General features: G+C 67.3%; 12 protein-coding genes and 1 riboswitch. Of the genes, 3 read left to right on the top strand and 9 right to left on the bottom strand.

The window, feature by feature from the left end:
- Nucleotides 1-48 precede the first annotated feature (48 nt).
- Complete coding sequence (locus R1L06_RS17590) at nucleotides 49-465, top strand: hypothetical protein (RefSeq protein ID WP_317218345.1); 417 nt, start codon at nucleotides 49-51, stop codon at nucleotides 463-465.
- Between the two features lie 766 nt (nucleotides 466-1,231).
- Here the strand turns inward: R1L06_RS17590 and pnuC are convergent.
- The 7 genes from pnuC to R1L06_RS17555 all read right to left on the bottom strand — a co-directional run bounded on the left by pnuC (nucleotide 1,232) and on the right by R1L06_RS17555 (nucleotide 10,007).
- A complete protein-coding gene (gene pnuC, locus R1L06_RS17585; RefSeq protein WP_317218344.1) occupies nucleotides 1,232-1,801 on the bottom strand; it encodes a nicotinamide riboside transporter PnuC in 570 nt (189 codons plus the stop codon).
- An 8-nt stretch (nucleotides 1,802-1,809) separates the two neighbouring features.
- The gene (locus R1L06_RS17580; RefSeq protein ID WP_317218343.1) at nucleotides 1,810-3,999 is read right to left on the bottom strand and encodes a TonB-dependent receptor; all 2,190 of its coding nucleotides are present in this window, start codon (nucleotides 3,997-3,999) and stop codon (nucleotides 1,810-1,812) included.
- A 70-nt stretch (nucleotides 4,000-4,069) separates the two neighbouring features.
- Nucleotides 4,070-4,165: riboswitch (TPP riboswitch) on the bottom strand.
- A 43-nt stretch (nucleotides 4,166-4,208) separates the two neighbouring features.
- Nucleotides 4,209-5,333 (bottom strand): phosphotransferase enzyme family protein, encoded by a 1,125-nt coding sequence (locus R1L06_RS17575; protein WP_317218342.1) that lies wholly within the window; start codon nucleotides 5,331-5,333, stop codon nucleotides 4,209-4,211.
- Between the two features lie 129 nt (nucleotides 5,334-5,462).
- A complete protein-coding gene (locus R1L06_RS17570; protein WP_317218341.1) occupies nucleotides 5,463-5,870 on the bottom strand; it encodes a glycine zipper 2TM domain-containing protein in 408 nt (135 codons plus the stop codon).
- 246 nt (nucleotides 5,871-6,116) lie between these two features.
- Entirely contained in the window at nucleotides 6,117-8,108 is a 1,992-nt protein-coding gene (locus tag R1L06_RS17565; protein WP_317218340.1) for an XVIPCD domain-containing protein, read from the bottom strand.
- 111 nt (nucleotides 8,109-8,219) lie between these two features.
- Nucleotides 8,220-8,990, bottom strand: coding sequence for a hypothetical protein (locus tag R1L06_RS17560; RefSeq protein ID WP_121505031.1), 771 nt, complete (start codon nucleotides 8,988-8,990; stop codon nucleotides 8,220-8,222).
- Between the two features lie 378 nt (nucleotides 8,991-9,368).
- A complete protein-coding gene (locus tag R1L06_RS17555) occupies nucleotides 9,369-10,007 on the bottom strand; it encodes a response regulator (protein ID WP_317218339.1) in 639 nt (212 codons plus the stop codon).
- Between the two features lie 74 nt (nucleotides 10,008-10,081).
- On the opposite strand from R1L06_RS17555, the gene R1L06_RS17550 reads away from it, so the two are divergent.
- Nucleotides 10,082-13,681 (top strand): ATP-binding protein, encoded by a 3,600-nt coding sequence (locus tag R1L06_RS17550; RefSeq protein WP_317218338.1) that lies wholly within the window; start codon nucleotides 10,082-10,084, stop codon nucleotides 13,679-13,681.
- Here the strand turns inward: R1L06_RS17550 and R1L06_RS17545 are convergent.
- Entirely contained in the window at nucleotides 13,675-14,076 is a 402-nt protein-coding gene (locus R1L06_RS17545) for a c-type cytochrome (protein ID WP_317218337.1), read from the bottom strand. The genes R1L06_RS17550 and R1L06_RS17545 overlap by 7 nt on opposite strands.
- Nucleotides 14,077-14,141: 65 nt before the next feature.
- Nucleotides 14,142-15,818 (bottom strand): electron transfer flavoprotein-ubiquinone oxidoreductase, encoded by a 1,677-nt coding sequence (locus R1L06_RS17540; RefSeq protein ID WP_317218336.1) that lies wholly within the window; start codon nucleotides 15,816-15,818, stop codon nucleotides 14,142-14,144.
- A 315-nt stretch (nucleotides 15,819-16,133) separates the two neighbouring features.
- Between R1L06_RS17540 and R1L06_RS17535 the strand changes: the two genes are divergently transcribed.
- Nucleotides 16,134-17,297, top strand: a complete 1,164-nt coding sequence (locus tag R1L06_RS17535) for an acyl-CoA dehydrogenase family protein (RefSeq protein WP_317218335.1) — start codon at nucleotides 16,134-16,136, stop codon at nucleotides 17,295-17,297.
- The last annotated feature ends 149 nt before the right edge of the window (nucleotides 17,298-17,446 follow it).

Below are 17,446 nucleotides of genomic sequence, written 5' to 3'. Positions count from 1 at the left end.
TCTAACGCGCCGACCATCAGCCGTTGGATGAGAGCGCAGGGGCGGGCGATGGCGATGGCAAGGAACACAACCGGCGCACGCCGCTGGTGGCGGCCGTTGGCCGCGCTGTTCGGTGCGCTGGCACTGGGGAGCGCCGCGGTGTCCGCGCAGGAGGCTCCCGCACACTGGATGGCCTATGCCGCCGCCGTGGGCGGCCAGTTGCAGCAGCGCCTGCAGCAGGAGCAGAACCCGCAGGCGCAGCGCGTGCTGGAATGGATGCAGGCACACCCGGATACGCCGACGCCGTTGCCGGTGAGCGTGTGGATCGCGGCGGATGGCCGCATTTCGAAACTCGAATTCGACAGCCTGGGCGACCCTCAGATCGACGCCGACCTGCGCGCGACATTGCAGTCCGCACCGTTGCAGGCCGCCCCACCGGCCGACATGCGCCAGCCGCTGCGGCTGGGCCTGCTGCTTACCCAGTAGATCCACGCCATGCGTGGATGGGCCTGGTAGATGCCGACCTTGGTCGGCAGGCGTGCGCCAACCAAGTTGGCGACTACCGGTAGCCCCAGGCCACGCATGGCGTGGCTCTACTGATCTTGCGGGTGCAGTAGATTCAGGCCCTGCGTGGATGTGTTGGATAGATGCCGACCTTGGTCGGCAGGCGTGCGCCAACCAAGGTTGGCGACTACCGGTAAGCCCCGGCCACGCATGGCGTGGCTCTACTGATCTTGCGGCTGCAGTAGATTCAGGCCATGCGTGGATGCGCCGGGTAGATGCCGACCTTGGTCGGCAGGTGTGCGCCAACCAAGGTTGATGACTACCGGTAAGCCCCAGCCACGCATGGCGTGGCGCTACTGATCTTGCGGGTGCAGTAGATTCAGGCCCTGCGTGGATGTGTTGGGTAGATGCCGACCTTGGTCGGCACGCGCGCCAACCAAGGTTGGCGACTACCGGTAGGCCCCCAGCCACGCATGGCATGGCTCTACTGATCTTGCGGGTGCAGTAGATCCACGCCCTGCGTGGATGTGTTGGGTAGATGCCGACCTTGGTCGGCAGGCGTGTGCCAACCAAGGTTGGCGACTACCGGTAGCCCCAGGCCACGCATGGCGTGGCTCTACTGATCTTGCGGGTGCAGTAGATTCAGGCCCTGCGTGGATGTGTTGGATAGATGCCGACCTTGGTCGGCAGGTGTGCGCCAACCAAGGTTGGCGACTACCGGTAAGCCCCGGCCACGCATGGCGTGGCGCTACTGCGTTGCTGCCTCTGGTTCACGGGCTGCCGCGCTCCATGCGCGCAGCCCGAACACGGCCAGGCCGAGGAAGAACACGTACAGCGCGGCGGTCACGTGCAGCGACTTGAACAGGTACGCACCCACGTACACCACGTCCACCGCGATCCACACCCACCAGCAGGCCACGTGGCGGCGTGCCTGCCACCACTGGCCGACCAGGCTCAGCGCGGTCAGCATCGCGTCCAGCCACGGCAGCGCGGCATCGGTGAAGGTGTGCATGGCCGCACCCAGTGCCACGCCGCCGCAGAGGCCGATGGCCAGGTCGCGCAGCAGCTTGCTGCGCGCCAGTGGCACGATGCGGACACTGCCCTCATCCGCTGCATGCTGCCGCCAGTTGAGCCAGCCATAGACCAGGAAACCACCGAAGGCGACCTGCAGCAGTGTGTCCGAGTACAGCTTGGCCTCGGCGAAGACCAGCCCGTACAGCGTCACCGACAGCAGGCCGACCGGCCACGCCACCAGCCGGCGCTTGGCCATCAGCCAGACGCCGAGGATGCTGCACAGCGCGGCGGTCCACTCGAGCATGACGCCGCTCACAGCGCGAACGTCACCGACAGGCGGGCCTGTCGCGGTGCGCCGGGGAACAGGTAGTAGTCACCGCCGCTGCTGCCGGTATCGCGCCAGTAGAAGCGGTTGAACACGTTGTCCACCGACAGGTTCCAGGTCACCGCGCGCTCGTGCAGGCGATGCTGGAAACGCAGGCCAGCGTCGAACACCGAGTAGTCCGGTGCGCGCACGCCACCATCGGCACGGGCCACGTTGGCACCGGCATAGCGCCAGCCGCCGGTCACATCCAGGCCCTGCACGAACGGCAGCGCATAGGCCACGTGCACGCTGGCGCGCACCTTCGGCACGTTCACCAGCTGATGGCCTTCATAGGCCGGGGTGCCGGTGTCGCGCGCGCGCGCCTGCAGCACGCTGGCGCTGGCCACGATCTGCAGCGCATCGGTCAGCTGGCCGTTGGCGGTCAGCTCCAGGCCGGTGTGGGTCTGCGTGCCTTCCTCGACGAAGGTGTAGCCGACCTCGCTGTTGTCGGGCTTGGCGTACTGGTACGGCTGCGAAATGCGGAACACTGCCGCGCCCAGCGTCAGTGCTTCGACCGGCACGTACTTCACGCCCACTTCCAGCTGCCGCGACTGCACCGACGGCAGGAAGGTGTCGGCGTTGCTGGTCCAGAACGGCGCTTCCTGGCCCAGCGAGATGCCGCGCACATAGCTGGCATAGGCATTGAGCTGATCGGTGGCCTTCCACACCACGGCGGTCTGCGGCAGGAAACGCGACAGGCGGCTGTGCCGCTGCGGGGTGCCACGCTTGTCGTAGGCACGCTCGTCCAGGCGCACGAAGCGGCCGCCGGCCAGCCACTGCCAGTCATCACCGAAGCTCATCCGGTCCAGCGCGAAGAACGCGGTCTGGCGGCTGTCCAGGCGTCGTGCGGACGGCCCTGGCATCTTCGGCGACGGCGCGAACACCGGCACCTGTGCGTCGTGGATGTTGCTGGTGCCGACGTACTCGTTGACGCTCGGGCGCTTGTCTACCGTGCGGCGGAAGTAGTCGGCACCGATGGTCAACTCATGGCCGACGCTGCCGGTCTCGAAGCGGCCGCGCAGCTCGGCACGGGCCTGCTGGTTGCGGCGGGTGTCGTCCGGGCTGCGGTAGTCGTAGACGTCGTAGTCGCCATTGGGCGCGAAGTAGTTGCCCGGCACGCTGCCATCGGCGCACTGCGTGGCGTAGTAGCAGCCATAGGCGAAGGCGACGTTGTCATCGATCACCGAGCGGCTGTGGCCGACCGAGACGCGCGACTGCCAGGCATCGTTGAAGTCGTAGGTGTGCAACGCGGTGATGTTGGTGCTGGCGATATCCACCGGGCGCTGCCAGGGCTGGTAGCCGAGCAGGAATTCGCGATCCACGCCGTGCGGCAGCTCGCGCGCGCCCAGCAGCTGGTAGCCGGACACCGAGCGCTGCGAACTGGTCTGGTAGTTGGCATCCACTTCCAGCTTGCCGCGTTCGCCAATCAGCCAGTCGGCGGCCAGCGAGTAGAAGTTGCGACGGCCATCGGCGTGCTCGACGTAGGAATTGCTGGAATCCCATGCGGCATTCAGGCGCAGGCCGAAACGCGGGGTGATCCAGTGGCCGACATCGACGGCGACGTAGCGCGAGCCTTCCGAGTCGGTACCGAGCGTGGCGGTGCGCACTTCGGCCGGGCGCTTGCCGATGTAGTTGATGATGCCGCCGGGCGCCATCACACCCGCGGCCAGGCCGGCTTCACCCTTGAGGATCTCAACCGACTGCACGTTCTCCAGCGCCAGGCGCTGTTCGCCGGCGATGGACAGGCCGTTGAAGCGGTAGCCGGTGGCGGCATCCAGCGCAAAGCCGCGGATGGCGACGTTCTGGTAGTAACCCACCGGCGCATACGCATCACCCAGCGAGGCATCGTTGCTGGCCAGCTCGGACAGCGAACGCACCTGGCGGCGGTCGAGGTAGTCGCGCTCGAGCACGTTCACCGAGGCCGGGGTGTCCTTCCAGGACCCACCACCGAAGGCGTTCACGCGTGAGGTATCGGCCTTGGGTTTGCCGGCCTGCACGCGCACTGCCGCCAGTTCGGTGGGCGAGCGCTCGGCGCCGGTGGCAGCCGCATCGGTGGCAGCGTCGGCCTCGCTGGCATGCAGCGGCAAGGCGGCGCAGAGGGCGAGGGAGAGCAGGGTGGGGCGCAGGCAGCGGTTCATTCGGTTCGTCTTCGGACAACAAGGGAGACGAAGCGACGGCGCGCAGGTGCACCGGCCCATGACGGGGGTGTGGCTGCGGCTCAAAGCTCCCTACGCCGGTGCAAACCGGATCAGGTTCCAAGGGACTCTCTCAGCCTGGCAGATCCAGGCACCCCCGCTTCAGGTGACCATTTCACTACAAATGGTACGGATTTGCGAGCCGGTGCCCTTCAGGCTGCCGCGTGCAGCGCCTGCAGCAGTGCCTGCCCCGGCGCGCTGTGGAACCACGCCGGGTGCCCCAGCATGAAGGGCTGCCAGGCCACATCCGCGTTCGCGGTCGAGCCGGTGACGCCTTCGAAGTACTCCACTTCGGACAGTGCGAAGTCGAAATGGACCATCGGCAGCAGGTCGGCCAGCAGGTGCACGCGTGCCGCCGACAGCGGCAGCACCTCGCGGTAGCCGTCGAGCAACGCCAGTGCGATGTCGATGCGCACCGCCTCCATGCCGCGCTCCAGTTCCAGCCACGCCACTGCGTTGCGCTCGATCGCGGTGGCGAGGTCAAACAGTGCGCTGGTGGGCGAAGCCAGGCCGAAATCCAGCACGGTGCTGACCTGCCCGTCGCGCCACAGCAGGTTGGAGACATGCCAGTCGTTGTGCGCCCACAGCCGTGGCTCGTCGCGCAGGCGTTCGGCCAGGCCGGCATGCCACGGCAGCACGTCGCGGCGAAGCTGGGTTTCCCATGGAATGCGCACGAGGTAGCGGGCCAGCCCCGGTCGTGTGGGCAGTTCGGCTTTGATCGCGGCGATGGGATCGTCGGCGCGGATCAGATCGTCGCGCGCGACCAGCAGATGGGTACTGCGCTGTGGCGCGTGATAGCTGGCGGCGGCACGGTGCAACCGGGCCAGCATGCGGCCGGCTTCGCGGGCCTGCGCGACATCGGTCAGCAACGACCACGACACGGCATCGCGGTACAGGTCCTCGCCGACGCCAACCGCATGCAGTTCGAAGGTCCATTCGCCGTGCTCTACTGCGGTGTGGCCATCGGTTGCCGCCAGCACCTGCAACACCGGTACGCCGGCGGCAGCGAGATGGGCGATGAAGTGGTGTTCTTCTTCCAGGCAGGCGGCGCTGCGAACGCTGTGGTGGTGGCGCTTGATGAACACCGGTCCGCGCGTGCCATTGACGATGGCGGCGGCCGACAACGGTCGAGGACTGTGCCAGTGCGGCTGGCTGCCCGCATCCAGCTGCGGAAAGCGCTGGCGCAGCCACGCGAGGTCTGCGGTGCTGATCGGCGGCCAGTCGGCAGCGACCTCGTCGTTGTTGAGGCCCTGCACCCGGTGGGAAGAAGAAGTCATGCCGCAGCCCCAATGGGGAAAGTCACATCCAAGGGTGCGCATTCAACGCCATGGCCGCCCGCAACGCAAACGGGCGGGTCATCGACCCGCCCGTCGTCACATCGTCATCGGCGGTACCGCCGCGCCGGATTACCAGCCGCGATGGCGACCGCGGTCGTGGTAGTAGCGGTTGTCGTAGTAGCGCTCGCGCTGCCAGCGACGGTCCTCACCGCGGTCGTAGTAGCCGCTGCGGTAGTAGCCACGGTCGTAACGGCGATCGTAGCGGTCGTCGTAACGGCGATTGTCGTAGTAACGACGGTCGCGGCGGTCGGAGGTGGTCAGGTTGCCGATCGCGCCGCCGGCCACGGCACCGCCGACAGTGGCAGCGGGATCACCGTTGGAGAGCAGGTTGCCGGCCACGCCACCGACCACGGCGCCGACCAGGGTGCGCTTGTCCTTCCTCGACATCGCGCTGGCATCGCTGACCACGGCGACACCGGCCAGCAGTGCCAGGGCCATCGCCAGACCACGGAAGCTGAGTGCGGAAGTACTGAGCATGTTCGTTCTCCTGTGAGGTGCATGCCACGCTGGGCAGGGAGGGCGCGGGGCGCCCCGGCTGCCGTGATGTCCACGCTGGCGTTCCAACATTGCCGGAACATTGCCTGGTCCACCGTGCGGCTTGCGCATTCATCTAGCGGCAGGCGGCATGAAGCAAGGCTGAAAGCGGCCTCGGCCGCTCAGCTGGCAGAAAGGGAAAAGGCCACGCGGACGTGGCCCTCCCTTCTCTCCCAAGGCGCCGCGGGCTTAGACGCCCATCGCCTTCTGGGCCTGCCGGGCCTGCTCCTGCTGGGCGTCCTGCTGCTGATGCAGCACGTTCGGCGCGCCCTGCACGGCACCGCTGCTGAGTGCCAGGCTCTGCTCGCTGGCCGTACGGATCTCCACCGCAGCGCGAATGGCGGCCGGGTCGCCGATGGTGCCCTGCACGGCGAACAGGCGCTCACCGTTCGGGCTGGGCACCACCGAGTCGATGCGCTGCAGGCCGGCGGCATGCGCCTCCTTCGTCAAAGCCGCAGCAGCACTTTCCAGCGTGTGGCGGTCCTTGAAGGTCCCGGCCGGCAGCAGTTCCAGACCCTTGCTGGCCTGGATGAACAACGGATTGCGCGGGTGCCGCTCGTCGTTCAGCAACGGCCGTTCGCGTGCGTCCTTGATTGCCTCCAGGGTCTTCGCCCCGACAATGCCGTCGACCACCAGGCCGTTGTCCTTCTGCAGCTGGCGCACTGCCGCGTCGGTGTTGCGGCCGAAGCGGCCATCTTCGACCAGCGGCTTGCCGTCGGCGCCGACGTAGCCCAGGTGGCCCAGCTGCTCCTGCACCTTGCGCACGCCCTCGCTGTGCGCGCCCTGCTTGTACAGTTCGGCGTGCGGCGTGGCAGCGGCCTTGTGCTCGGCCGCAGGCTTGCCCTGGCTCTGCTCGTGCGATTGGGTGCGGTTTTCCAGCAGGTCGCGCGCCTTGGACAGCGGATCGGAGGCGTACAGCTTCCAGTTCGGGTGGTCCTTCACCTGCTTGAGGTAGTCCTCGACCGGCATGGTGTGCACGCCCTTGCTGCCGGTGGACTGGCTGATCAGCAGCTTGTCGGTGTTGGGGTCGCGCACCACCATCACGATGTGGTCGATGCCGTTCCAGTGCTCATGGCGGGTCCTGGCCGTATCCAGGCCGATGATCATGCCTTCCTTCAGCGCATCGGGCTTCAGGATCGCGTCGCGGTCCAGCAGCACGCCGGACTGGTCGAACGCCTTGCGCACGATGCCACCGGAACCGAGGTTGCCCAGATCGATGCGATCAGCCTTGCTGAACACCGCGTGCCCGGCCTTCTGGTTGATCTCGTCCATGGTCCGGTTCTGCAGCGTGCCGACCCAGCCGGAACAGTCGATGTAACCCTGCTCCACGTTCTTGCCGGTCTTGCCCGGTACGTACAGCGCGTGGCCCGGGATGTTGATGGCGTACTTGACTTCGTCGTACTTCACGCCGGCCTCGTAGGCGGCCTGCAGTTCAATGCCTGGCTTCGGTGTGGCAGCTGCCGTTGCGGTTGCCGCCAGCGTGGCTGCACCCGCCGCCACGGCTGCGCTGGCCTGCGCAGGTGCTGCCGGGGTCTGGCCCTGGCCCTGCACTACCGCCTGCGGTTCGATGTTCTTTTCCGGAATGCTGATCGCCGCGTACTTGTGGATGTAATAGCTGGAGAACGTCCGCGCCAGGTCGCCGTCGTTCATCCCGCGCATCTCGGCCAGGGTGTGGCCGGTCAGGGCCTTGGCATCGGAGCCGATCTGGTTGAGCACGTTGCGGCGCATGTTGATCTCTTCGCCATGGCCGTTACGGACCACGCCGAAGGTGCCGGTGGCGATCGCGGTCTGCACCGAGCCATAGCCGGCGCTGCCCTGCTGGTGGGCCAGGTACAGGTCCAGGCCGGTCGGCGTGTCGCCGCCGGACAGGTACGGGTGGCCGGTGCGCTCATTGCGGCGCGCCATCGAGTCCAGGTTGTCCTGGTACATCTGCGCGGCCGCTTCGGTGTTGCGGGTGGGGTCGAACTCGTGGCCGGTCAGGTGGTACTGGCGCGCGGAGCCGGGCACGAACTGGAACAGGCCCTTGGCGCCGGATGAGGTGTTGTGGGCGCGCTCGTTGAAGGTGCCGCCGGTCTCGATGTGCGCGAAGCGCATGAAGTCATCCACAGGGATGCCCTTCTGCCTGGCGACCTGCTCGACGATGTCCAGGATTTCCTTTCTGCTGTAGTCATGCTGTGCCATGACGTTTTCCTCGGGGTTGATGGAGCGGCGCGTGCCGCGAATCGCCAACCGGACTCATCCGTGAGTCAAGAACATGTCGGTCAACAGGGAACCCGCGCGTGGCGGGTGCTATCAGGGCGCGACGTACTGCTGGGTCGCGCTGTCGAAGGTGTAGTGCACGGCGTCGCCGGCACCCAGTGCGCGGGTCTTGCCGGGGCCTTCGATGGTGGTGCCCTTGAAGGTCACGGTCAGTCGCGGCAGGCCGTTGCCGTCGGCAGCGAAGGCCAGTTCGCCATCGCTGTCGGTGCAGGGCATCACGTTGCCGTCGTCGCAGGCGGCACTGTTGTCCTCACCCGTGCGCACTGAACCGACATAGCGCCAGACCTTGCTGTCCACGTCGTCTTCGCTGCGCCTGGGGTTGAACAGCAGCAGCGCATAGCCGGTGCTGCTGATGCCGCGGTCGAAGCTGCTGGTCGGCACCGCCAGCAGCAGGCGACCATCGGCCGTGCGATGTTCAAGCGGCTTGCGCCGGGTATCGACATCGTCGGCCTTGTCGTACGCGCCCAGTGCGCCGATGGTCCATTCCTGGCCACGGAACTTCCATGGCTTCCTGGCGTCGGTGCCGGCCAGCACGAAGGTGGCCTCGGCAAGGTTGGCGCGGTCATCCGGACCGGCCGGCGTCTGCTCGCCCGGCTTGCCGTAGTGCTCGCGGGTATCCCAGGAGAAACCCGTGTAGTACGTGGTGCCATCGAGAATGAAGGTGTGGCCGAACCAGAAGGTCGCCACGCTGCCGTTCTGGACCTCATAGGAGGTCGCGCCATCGCCGTCCACCTGGTAGGTGAAATACATCACGGTCGGCGCGTCGGGCGGGGTGGCGGCGGCATCGGGGGTGGGGGTCTGCATCGGGGCAACATCCTGTCGGGGCGCATTGGCAGCCTGCGCAGGGGCGCCGGGCTGGGAGGACGAGGGGGCCGGATCGGCGGCGCTGCAGGCGGCAGCGGAAAGAGAGACGAGCAGGCACGCCGCGAATGCGCGCAGAGGCCGCAACGGCAGGGTCCAACGTAGCTTGGGGGGATGATGCATGCGCCTCTCCATGGTCAGCGTTGCCGGGCCAGACGGCCGGCAGGAAACCGCGCCACGTCCACCAGGGACGGGAGCGAGGACATGAGCCGGTCGATTCCTTCGACCTCGCATTGAGAACTCATGCCGGACCATCTTGGCACAGATCGGCGGCCGGTCAAAGAGGGCGGTGGCAGCTGCCCTTCTTGTGTGATCTGGCTCTCAGATCTTGCCGTCGCGCAGGTAATCGAACAGCTCGGCGTCGCCCTTGAGGCCCAGTTTGAGCATGGCGTCACCCTTCTGCCGGCTGATGGTACTGACGCTCTTGTGCAGCTGCAGCGAGATTTCCTTCACGGTCATGCCGGTGCCCAGCAGCCGCAGCACCTCCACCTCGCGTGGCGACAGTGGCTTGCCGTCGCCCTCGCGCATGCGCCAGCTGCCAGCGGCCTCGACCCGCTCGCGCAGGCTGCGGCTGATGTAGCGCTGGCCCCGGTAGACCGCCTGGATGGCCTGTGGCAGTTCGTCCATCGACGAACTCTTGTCGACCAGGCCGAGCACGCCGCTGTCGAGCACCATGCGCAGGATCGCCAGGTTGTTGGAGACACTGAGCATCAGCACCGGCAGGTCGGGATGACGGCGGCGGATCATGCCGATCATGGCGAAGCCGTCGGCCTGGGGACTGCCCGGCATGGAGTAGTCGGTTACCAGCAGGTCACAGGGCTGGCTGCCGAGCAGGGCCATCAGCGCCTGCGCGCTGTCGGCTTCGCCGACCACGCGGCCCACCCCGCTCGATTCGATGACGGCACGGGTACCGATACGGACCACCGGGTGGTCGTCTGCGATGATGATGCGCAAGCTCATGCTCTAGTATGGCCACCGGGCACGCCGGACCGCGACCATCGCGGTTCCTGGCAGATTCTAGGAGATCAACGCCGATGCGTAGCTGGGCTGTTCGCGGGCTGGTCCTGCTGCTGGCCGTGCTGGTGCTGCCTGCGGCGCTGGCACAGGCGGTGCCTGGGCTGTTGCCGCTCAGCCCGCTGCAGCGCGAGTACCTTGCCGCGCATCCGAGCATCGTCGTGGGCCAGTATGACAGTGGCTGGCCGCCGTTCGAGTCCCTCCGTGACGGCCAGCAGGTCGGCCTGGGCCCGGATTATCTGTCGCTTCTCGCCCGTCAGCTGGGCGTGAAGGTGGAGGCACGGCGCTATCCCGACTGGACATCCGTGCTGGATGCGGCATGTCGTGGCGAGATCGATGTAGTGATGAATGTCGGTCTCAGTGCCGACCGCACCCGCTGCATGGTCTATACCGCCGCCTATGGCGAGGCACCGCTGGCCCTGGTGGGACGCCCGGATGACCTGCGTGCCTCCGATATCCCCGACCTGGATGGACTGCGGGTGGTGATCGAGCAGGACTTCCTGACCGGCCCGCAGGTGCGGGCGCGCTTTCCCCGGGCACGACAGCTTGTCGCAAACAGCTCGTTGGCGGCGCTGGAGATGGTCAGAGACGACAAGGCAGACGTTTACATCGGCAATGCCTACGTGGCCACCGAACTGATCGCACGCGAGGACCTGCAGGGGGTCGTGCTGCTGCGCCCCAGCGATCTGCCGCCCGAACGGCTGCACTTCGGTGTTCCCAACAGCAAGCAGCCGTTGGCCGAAGCATTGGACCTGGCACTGGCTGCGACCAGCCAGGCCCAGCGCGATGCGCTGGTGCAGCGCTGGCTGCCACCTCCGCAGTGGTCGGCATCGGCACAGCTGGCGTTGAGCCAGGCCGAGAAACGGGTATTGGAGCAGCCGTTGAAGATCGGCTTCGCGCCGAATGCGGCGCCGCTGTCGTTCGCGGACCAGGATGGCAAGCCCAGTGGCCTGGCCAGCGAATACCTGCGGCGCCTGCTGCAGGCTGGCGCCAACCTGCAGGTGGAAAACAGCCATGACTGGTACGAGGTGCGCGAGAAGGCGCGCCGCGGCGAGCTGCAGGCGGTGATGGGCATTCCTGCCGATTCTCGCTACCTGGGCCCGGACTGGGTGTTCAGCCAGCCCTTCATCAGCGTGCCGAACGTGATCGTCAGCCGGCGTGACAGCCCGGCGTTGCTGGGCCTGTCCGACCTGCAGGGCAAGCGGGTGCTGCTGTCCGATCCGGAACGTGTGCGTGGCTATGTGCTGCAGCAGGCGCCGCAGGCGCGGATCATCGCGGCACGCAGCGCGGAACAGGCCCTGCAGCGCCTGATCAATGGCGACGCCGATGCCTACGTAGGCAACCTGGCACTGGTTGACCATCTGCTGCGCAACCGCTTCCCGGGGCGCCTGCAGGTGGCGGCACCGGCAGGTTTCAACGATCAGCTGGTGCTGGCGGTTGAGCGCCGCCATGCCGCCCTGGCCACCACCTTCGACCGCCTGCTGCTGCAGATGACGCCGCGCAAGCGCGAGGCCCTGCGCGGGGACTGGCTGGCCGTCGAGTACCGCAACGGCCTGGACTGGAACAGCGCGATGCGCTGGGGCGTGCCGCTGCTGCTGGTGCTGCTCACCGCGCTGCTGGTGCACGCCATCGGGCATTGGCGGCTGCGCCGCGAGGTGGCCGGACGGCGTCACCTGGAACAGCGCCTGGCCGAAGTCACCGACAACCTGCCCGCCGTGGTCTATCAGGCTCGCCGCGCGGCAGACGGAACCCTCAGCTTCCCGTTCATTGCCGGTGACCTGCAGGCGTTGTTCGGGATCAGCCGGCAGCAGGCTGAACAGGATGCAATGTGCCTGCTGGAGCGCATCGAGGAAGACGACCGCGAGCACATCCTGCATGCCGTCGAGCAGGCGGCGCGCCAGTTCGCACCGCTTGTTCTCGAGTTCCGGCTGCGACCTGAAGGCACCGGCGCGCGCTGGGTGCGCAGCCAGGCCCATCCCTATGCGGCGGAAGCGGGCGTGGTCACCTGGAGTGGATACTGGGTGGATGTCAGCGAGGCGCGTGCACAGGCCGAGGCCCTCACTGCGGCCAAGGCTGACGCCGAACAGGCGGCGGAGGCGAAGTCGCGTTTCCTGGCGACCATGAGCCATGAAATCCGAACGCCGATGAGTGGCGTGCTGGGCATGCTGGAAGTGCTGGCGCATTCGCCGCTGGATGCCGAGCAGCAGCGCATCCTCGGGGTGATCGAGGATTCGGCGCAGATGCTGCGGCAGATCCTCGACGATATTCTTGACTACTCGCGGCTTGAGGCCGGCGCACTGCGTCTGGAACCGGTGCCGCAGCCGCTGCGGCCATTGCTGGAAAGCGTGTGCCGGTTGTTGTCGGCGCAGGCCAGTGCACGTGGGCTGGACCTGCACGTGCAGATCGATCCGCAGCTGGCGGCCGCGCACGAAGTGGATGGCGTGCGCCTGCGCCAGATCGTGTTCAACCTGCTCAGCAACGCCATCAAGTTCACCGTGCGCGGCGAAGTGCGGCTGCAGCTGGACGTGCTGGGGCCGACCGCCGAAGACGGCAGCCAGCCGCTGTGCCTGAGCGTCACCGACACCGGCATCGGCATCGCGCCGGAACAGCTGCAGCACCTGTTTGCGCCGTTCACCCAGGCCGGTGCCTACATCCAGCGCGACCATGGGGGTACCGGCCTGGGCCTGAGCATCTGCCAGCGCCTGGTGCAGATGATGGACGGCGAGCTGGAGCTGCACAGCACGCTGGGCGAAGGGACCCGCGCCGAGGTGCGGCTGTCGCTGGTGGAAGCCGGCAGCGGTGATGTGGAAGCGCTGGTCGCCGAGCAGGAACAGGCCTCGCTGCTGCCGCCGGCGCTGCGCCAGGCGCGGGTGCTGGTGATCGAAGACCACCCGACCAACCAGGCGATGATGGCCTGGCGACTGCAGCAGCTGGGGGTGCCGCATGTGATGGTCGGTGACGGCCAGCAGGGCTTGGATCGGCTGTCGTCGGAGAGTTTCGATCTGGTGATCACCGACTGCCGGATGCCGGTGCTCGATGGCTTCGGTTTCACTCGCCTGCTGCGCGAACGCGAGGGCCGCAACGGCCAGCCGCGGCTGACCGTGCTGGCGCTGACCGCCAGCGTGCTGGATGACGATGCACGGCGCTGCCGCGAGGCCGGCATGGACGAAGTGCTGGCCAAGCCGCTGTCACTGGCCACGCTGCGTACCGCACTGCTGCGCTGGTTGCCGCAGGCGCAGGGACAGTCGTTCGAGGAGCCGCAGGCCGGGTCCGCTGCCGACGATGGTGGGGCGCTGCCCGATCTGGACAGCCTGCAGCGGCGCTTCGGTTCACGTGCGGTGGCCGAGCAGCTGCGCGACAGCCTGTTGCAGGCCAGCGAGGGCGATCTTGCCGCCGTGCAGCGCGCGCTGCAGGCTGGAGATCGCGAGGCGGCCGCACTGCACCTGCATCGTCAGGCCGGTGGGTTGGGCGCCGTGGGAGCGACAGTGCTGGCCGGGCAGGCCAATGCGCTGGTAGAGCGTCTGCAGGATGCGGCGGAAGCCGATGTGGCGCCGTTGTTCGCGGCAGTGGCGGAATTTGTGGCACGGCTGCAGCGACAGCTGCAGCGCCTGGCTCACTGAGCCGACTGCTGCTGCAGGTAGGCGATCACCAGCGCGCGGCGTTCGGCGCTGGGGAAGGCGTTGTACATGCGCGTGCCGGGCACCACGTGGGTGGGCGACTGCAGGAACGCATCCAGGGTCTGCGCGGTCCAGGTGATATCGGCGCTGCGCATGCCGTCGGAATAGCCATAGTCCGGCAGGCTGCCAGCGCGGCGGCCGATCACGCCGTGCAGATTGGGCCCGAAGCGGTGGATGCCACCAGGTTGCACGGTGTGGCAGCCGGCGCACAGCTCGAACGCGCGCTGCATGGCCTGCTGCTGCGCCTGTTCCGGCGTGGCCGGTGCCGCAGGCGGGCGCTGGCAGGCCGTGGCCGCCAGGGCCAAAGCAATGGTGATGAGCAGGCGGAAAGCACGCATGGGCGGGCAGGATAGCGATGCAGCGGGGCAGGTGGGCTGCGACACGCGGTCGCAGCCCGGAGCAATCACATGCCCGAATAGTTCGGGCCGCCACCGCCCTGCGGGGTCACCCAGACAATGTTCTGGGTCGGGTCCTTGATGTCGCAGGTCTTGCAGTGCACGCAGTTCTGCGCGTTGATCTGCAGGCGCGCGTTGTCGGCTTCACCGACGAACTCGTACACACCCGCCGGGCAGTAGCGGGCTTCCGGGCCGGCGTACTCGGCCAGGTTCACCTTCACCGGAATGCTGGGGTCCTTCAGCGTCAGGTGGCTGGGCTGGTTCTCGTCGTGGTTGGTGCTGCTGAGGAACACCGAGCTGAGACGGTCGAAGGTCAGCACGCCATCCGGCTTCGGGTAGGCGATGCGGGTGTGCTTGGCCGCCGGCTCCAGGCAGACGTGATCCGGCTGCGTGCGGTGCAGGGTCCACGGCGGATTGCGCACGCCCAGCTTTGGCAGCAGCCACTGCTCCACGCCGGTCATCAGCGTGGCCACGGTCTGGCCCTTCTTGAACCACTGCTTGAAGTTCTTGGCCTGCTGCAGTTCGGTGAACAGCCAGCTGGCTTCGAACGCCTTCGGGTAGGCGCTCAGTTCATCGTGCTGGCGGTCGGCGGCCAGCGCGTCGAACGCGGCATCGGCGCACAGCATGCCGGTCTTGATCGCGGCATGACTGCCCTTGATGCGGCTGGCGTTGAGGTAGCCGGCCTCGCAGCCGACCAGCGCGCCACCCGGGAACACGGTCTTGGGCAGCGACAGCAGGCCACCGGCGGTGATCGCACGCGCGCCGTAACCGATGCGGGTGCCACCCTCCAGGTGCTTGCGGATGGACGGATGGGTCTTGAAGCGCTGGAACTCTTCGAACGGGCTCAGCCACGGGTTCCTGTAGTCCAGGCCGACCACGTAGCCGATGGCGACCTTGCCACCGTCGGCGTGGTACAGAAACGCGCCGCCATAGGTATCGCTGTCCAGCGGCCAACCGGCGGCGTGCACCACCAGGCCCGGCTCATGCTTGGCCGGGTCGATCTGCCACAGTTCCTTGATGCCGATGCCGTAGGCCTGCGGGTCCTTGCCTTCATCGAGCTTGTAGCGCGCGATCAGCTGGCGGCCGAGGTGGCCGCGTGCGCCTTCGGCGAAGATCGTGTACTTGGCCTGCAGCGCCATGCCGCGTTCGAAGGCCGGGCCGATGCTGCCGTCCTTCTCGATGCCCATGTCGCCGGTGGCCACGCCGATCACTTCACCATTGTCGCCGTACAGCACCTCGGCTGCGGCGAAGCCGGGGAAGATCGCCACTTCCAGCGCTTCGGCCTGCTGCGCCAGCCAGCGGGTCACTTCACCCAGGCTGATGATGTAGTTGCCTTCGTTGTGGAAGCACTCCGGCAGCAGCGCATTGGGCGTGCTGCGTGCGCCGGTTTCGCTGAGGAACAGGAATTCGTCGCGGGTGACCTCCTGCTTCAGCGGTGCGCCGCGCTCGGCCCAGTCCGGGAACAGTTCGGTCAGTGCGCGCGGATCCATCACGGCGCCGGACAGCACGTGCGCGCCCGGTTCGGAGCCCTTCTCCAGCACGCACACCGACAGGTCGCGGCCGGCTTCGATCGCGCGCTGGCGCAGGCGGATCGCGGTGGCCAGGCCGGCGGGGCCGGCGCCGACGATCACCACGTCGAACTCCATTACTTCACGCGGGGGCAGGGCGTTGGCTTCAGCGCTCATCGATTGCATGACTCGTGGGTAGGGCCGGCATCGGGGCCACCGGCGGTGCCTGGGAATCGCGCGTGCAGCCACGAGCGAAACGGTTGTTTGAATGTGTCAGGGTACCGGGCCGCGCGTGATCGAGCTAGATCGACGATGTTCAAGTCATGATTGCTGCGGTGCAGCGTAATGCACGTGGCCGGGTAGGTGCCAACCTTGGTTGGCACATTGTTTCACCGCCCGGACCCGCTTCCGTGTGGACCAAGGTCCACACCTACCAGACGCGATGCTTGCGGATGACCGACAATGGCCGGGTCCTGACTGCGCGTGAGTGCCATGGCTTTGCATCCGTACGATCTGTTCGATGTCCGTTCCCTGCTCAACGAGGAAGAGCGCGCGGTGCAGGAGAGCGTCGCCCGCTTCACCAACGAGCGCGTGCTGCCGATCATCGGCGATGCCTTCGACCAGGCCCGCTTCCCTTCAGAGCTAGTGCCGGAGATCGCCGCGCTGGGCCTGCTCGGCGCCACCCTGCCGGCCGAATACGGCGGCGGCGACCTCGGTGCGGTCAGCTATGGCCTGATCTGCCAGGAGCTGGAGCGCGGCGATTCGGGCCTGCGCAGCTTCGTCTCGGTGCAGAGCTCGCTGTGCATGTACCCGATCTATGCCTACGGCAGCGAGGAGCAACGCCAGCAGTGGTTGCCGGCGATGGCGTGCGGTGAGCTGATCGGCTGCTTCGGCCTGACCGAGGCACACGGCGGTTCCGATCCGGCCAGCATGAAGACCCGCGCGGTGCGCGACGGCAGCGACTGGCGCATCAGCGGCAGCAAGATGTGGATCACCAGCGGCCCGGTGGCCGATCTGGCCATCGTCTGGGCGCAGACCGAAGACGGCATCCAGGGCTTCGTGCTGGAAAAGGGCATGGCCGGCTTCACCACGCAGGAGATCAAGCACAAGATGAGCCTGCGCGCATCGCTGACCGGCGCGCTGTTCTTCGACGACGTGCGCGTGCCCGACAGCCACCGCCTGCCGAACGTGAAGGGCCTGAAGGGCCCTCTGGGTTGCCTGACCCAGGCCCGCTACGGCATCAGCTGGGGCCCGATCGGCGCTGCCATTGCCTGCCTGGATGAGGCGCTGGGCTATGCCAAGGAACGCGTGCTGTTCGGTCGCCCGCTGGCCGCCACGCAGAGCGCGCAGATCAAGCTGGCCGAAATGGCCCGCCGCATCACCACCGCGCAGCTGCTGGCGCTGCAGCTGGGCCGCCTGAAGGAAGCCGGCCAGCTGCAGCCGCAGCAGGTCAGCCTGGCCAAGTGGAACAACTGCCGCATGGCCATCGACATCGCCCGCGAGTGTCGAGACCTGCTGGGCGGGGCCGGTATCACCACCGAGCATGTAGCGATCCGGCATGCGCTGAACCTGGAATCGGTGATCACCTATGAAGGCACCGAGACCGTGCACCAGCTGGTGATCGGCCGCGAACTGACCGGCATCAACGCGTTCTAGGCGGTGCGGGGAACACCATCCACGCATGGCGTGGATCTGCTGCACATGGCACCTGCCACGGCCACCTGGGATGTGCTTTGGTAGGTGCCAACCCTGGTTGGCACATTCCTTCAGCGCGCGACCGGGCATCAGTGCGGACCAAGGTCCGC

Source organism: Stenotrophomonas mexicanensis, from assembly GCF_032911605.1.
Classification (GTDB): domain Bacteria; phylum Pseudomonadota; class Gammaproteobacteria; order Xanthomonadales; family Xanthomonadaceae; genus Stenotrophomonas; species Stenotrophomonas maltophilia_A.
Note: the sequence above shows the minus strand (reverse complement) of the source record. Positions and strands in the feature narration are given on the sequence as shown.

Coding starts and splice junctions, on each gene's coding strand:
- R1L06_RS17590 (WP_317218345.1), top strand. CDS start 49: ATGGCGATGGCAAGGAACACAACCGGCGCACGCCGCTGGTGGCGGCCG.
- R1L06_RS17540 (WP_317218336.1), bottom strand. CDS start 15,818: ATGAGCGCTGAAGCCAACGCCCTGCCCCCGCGTGAAGTAATGGAGTTC.
- pnuC (WP_317218344.1), bottom strand. CDS start 1,801: ATGCTCGAGTGGACCGCCGCGCTGTGCAGCATCCTCGGCGTCTGGCTG.
- R1L06_RS17565 (WP_317218340.1), bottom strand. CDS start 8,108: ATGGCACAGCATGACTACAGCAGAAAGGAAATCCTGGACATCGTCGAG.
- R1L06_RS17560 (WP_121505031.1), bottom strand. CDS start 8,990: ATGCAGACCCCCACCCCCGATGCCGCCGCCACCCCGCCCGACGCGCCG.
- R1L06_RS17575 (WP_317218342.1), bottom strand. CDS start 5,333: ATGACTTCTTCTTCCCACCGGGTGCAGGGCCTCAACAACGACGAGGTC.
- R1L06_RS17535 (WP_317218335.1), top strand. CDS start 16,134: ATGGCTTTGCATCCGTACGATCTGTTCGATGTCCGTTCCCTGCTCAAC.
- R1L06_RS17545 (WP_317218337.1), bottom strand. CDS start 14,076: ATGCGTGCTTTCCGCCTGCTCATCACCATTGCTTTGGCCCTGGCGGCC.
- R1L06_RS17580 (WP_317218343.1), bottom strand. CDS start 3,999: ATGAACCGCTGCCTGCGCCCCACCCTGCTCTCCCTCGCCCTCTGCGCC.
- R1L06_RS17555 (WP_317218339.1), bottom strand. CDS start 10,007: ATGAGCTTGCGCATCATCATCGCAGACGACCACCCGGTGGTCCGTATC.
- R1L06_RS17550 (WP_317218338.1), top strand. CDS start 10,082: ATGCGTAGCTGGGCTGTTCGCGGGCTGGTCCTGCTGCTGGCCGTGCTG.
- R1L06_RS17570 (WP_317218341.1), bottom strand. CDS start 5,870: ATGCTCAGTACTTCCGCACTCAGCTTCCGTGGTCTGGCGATGGCCCTG.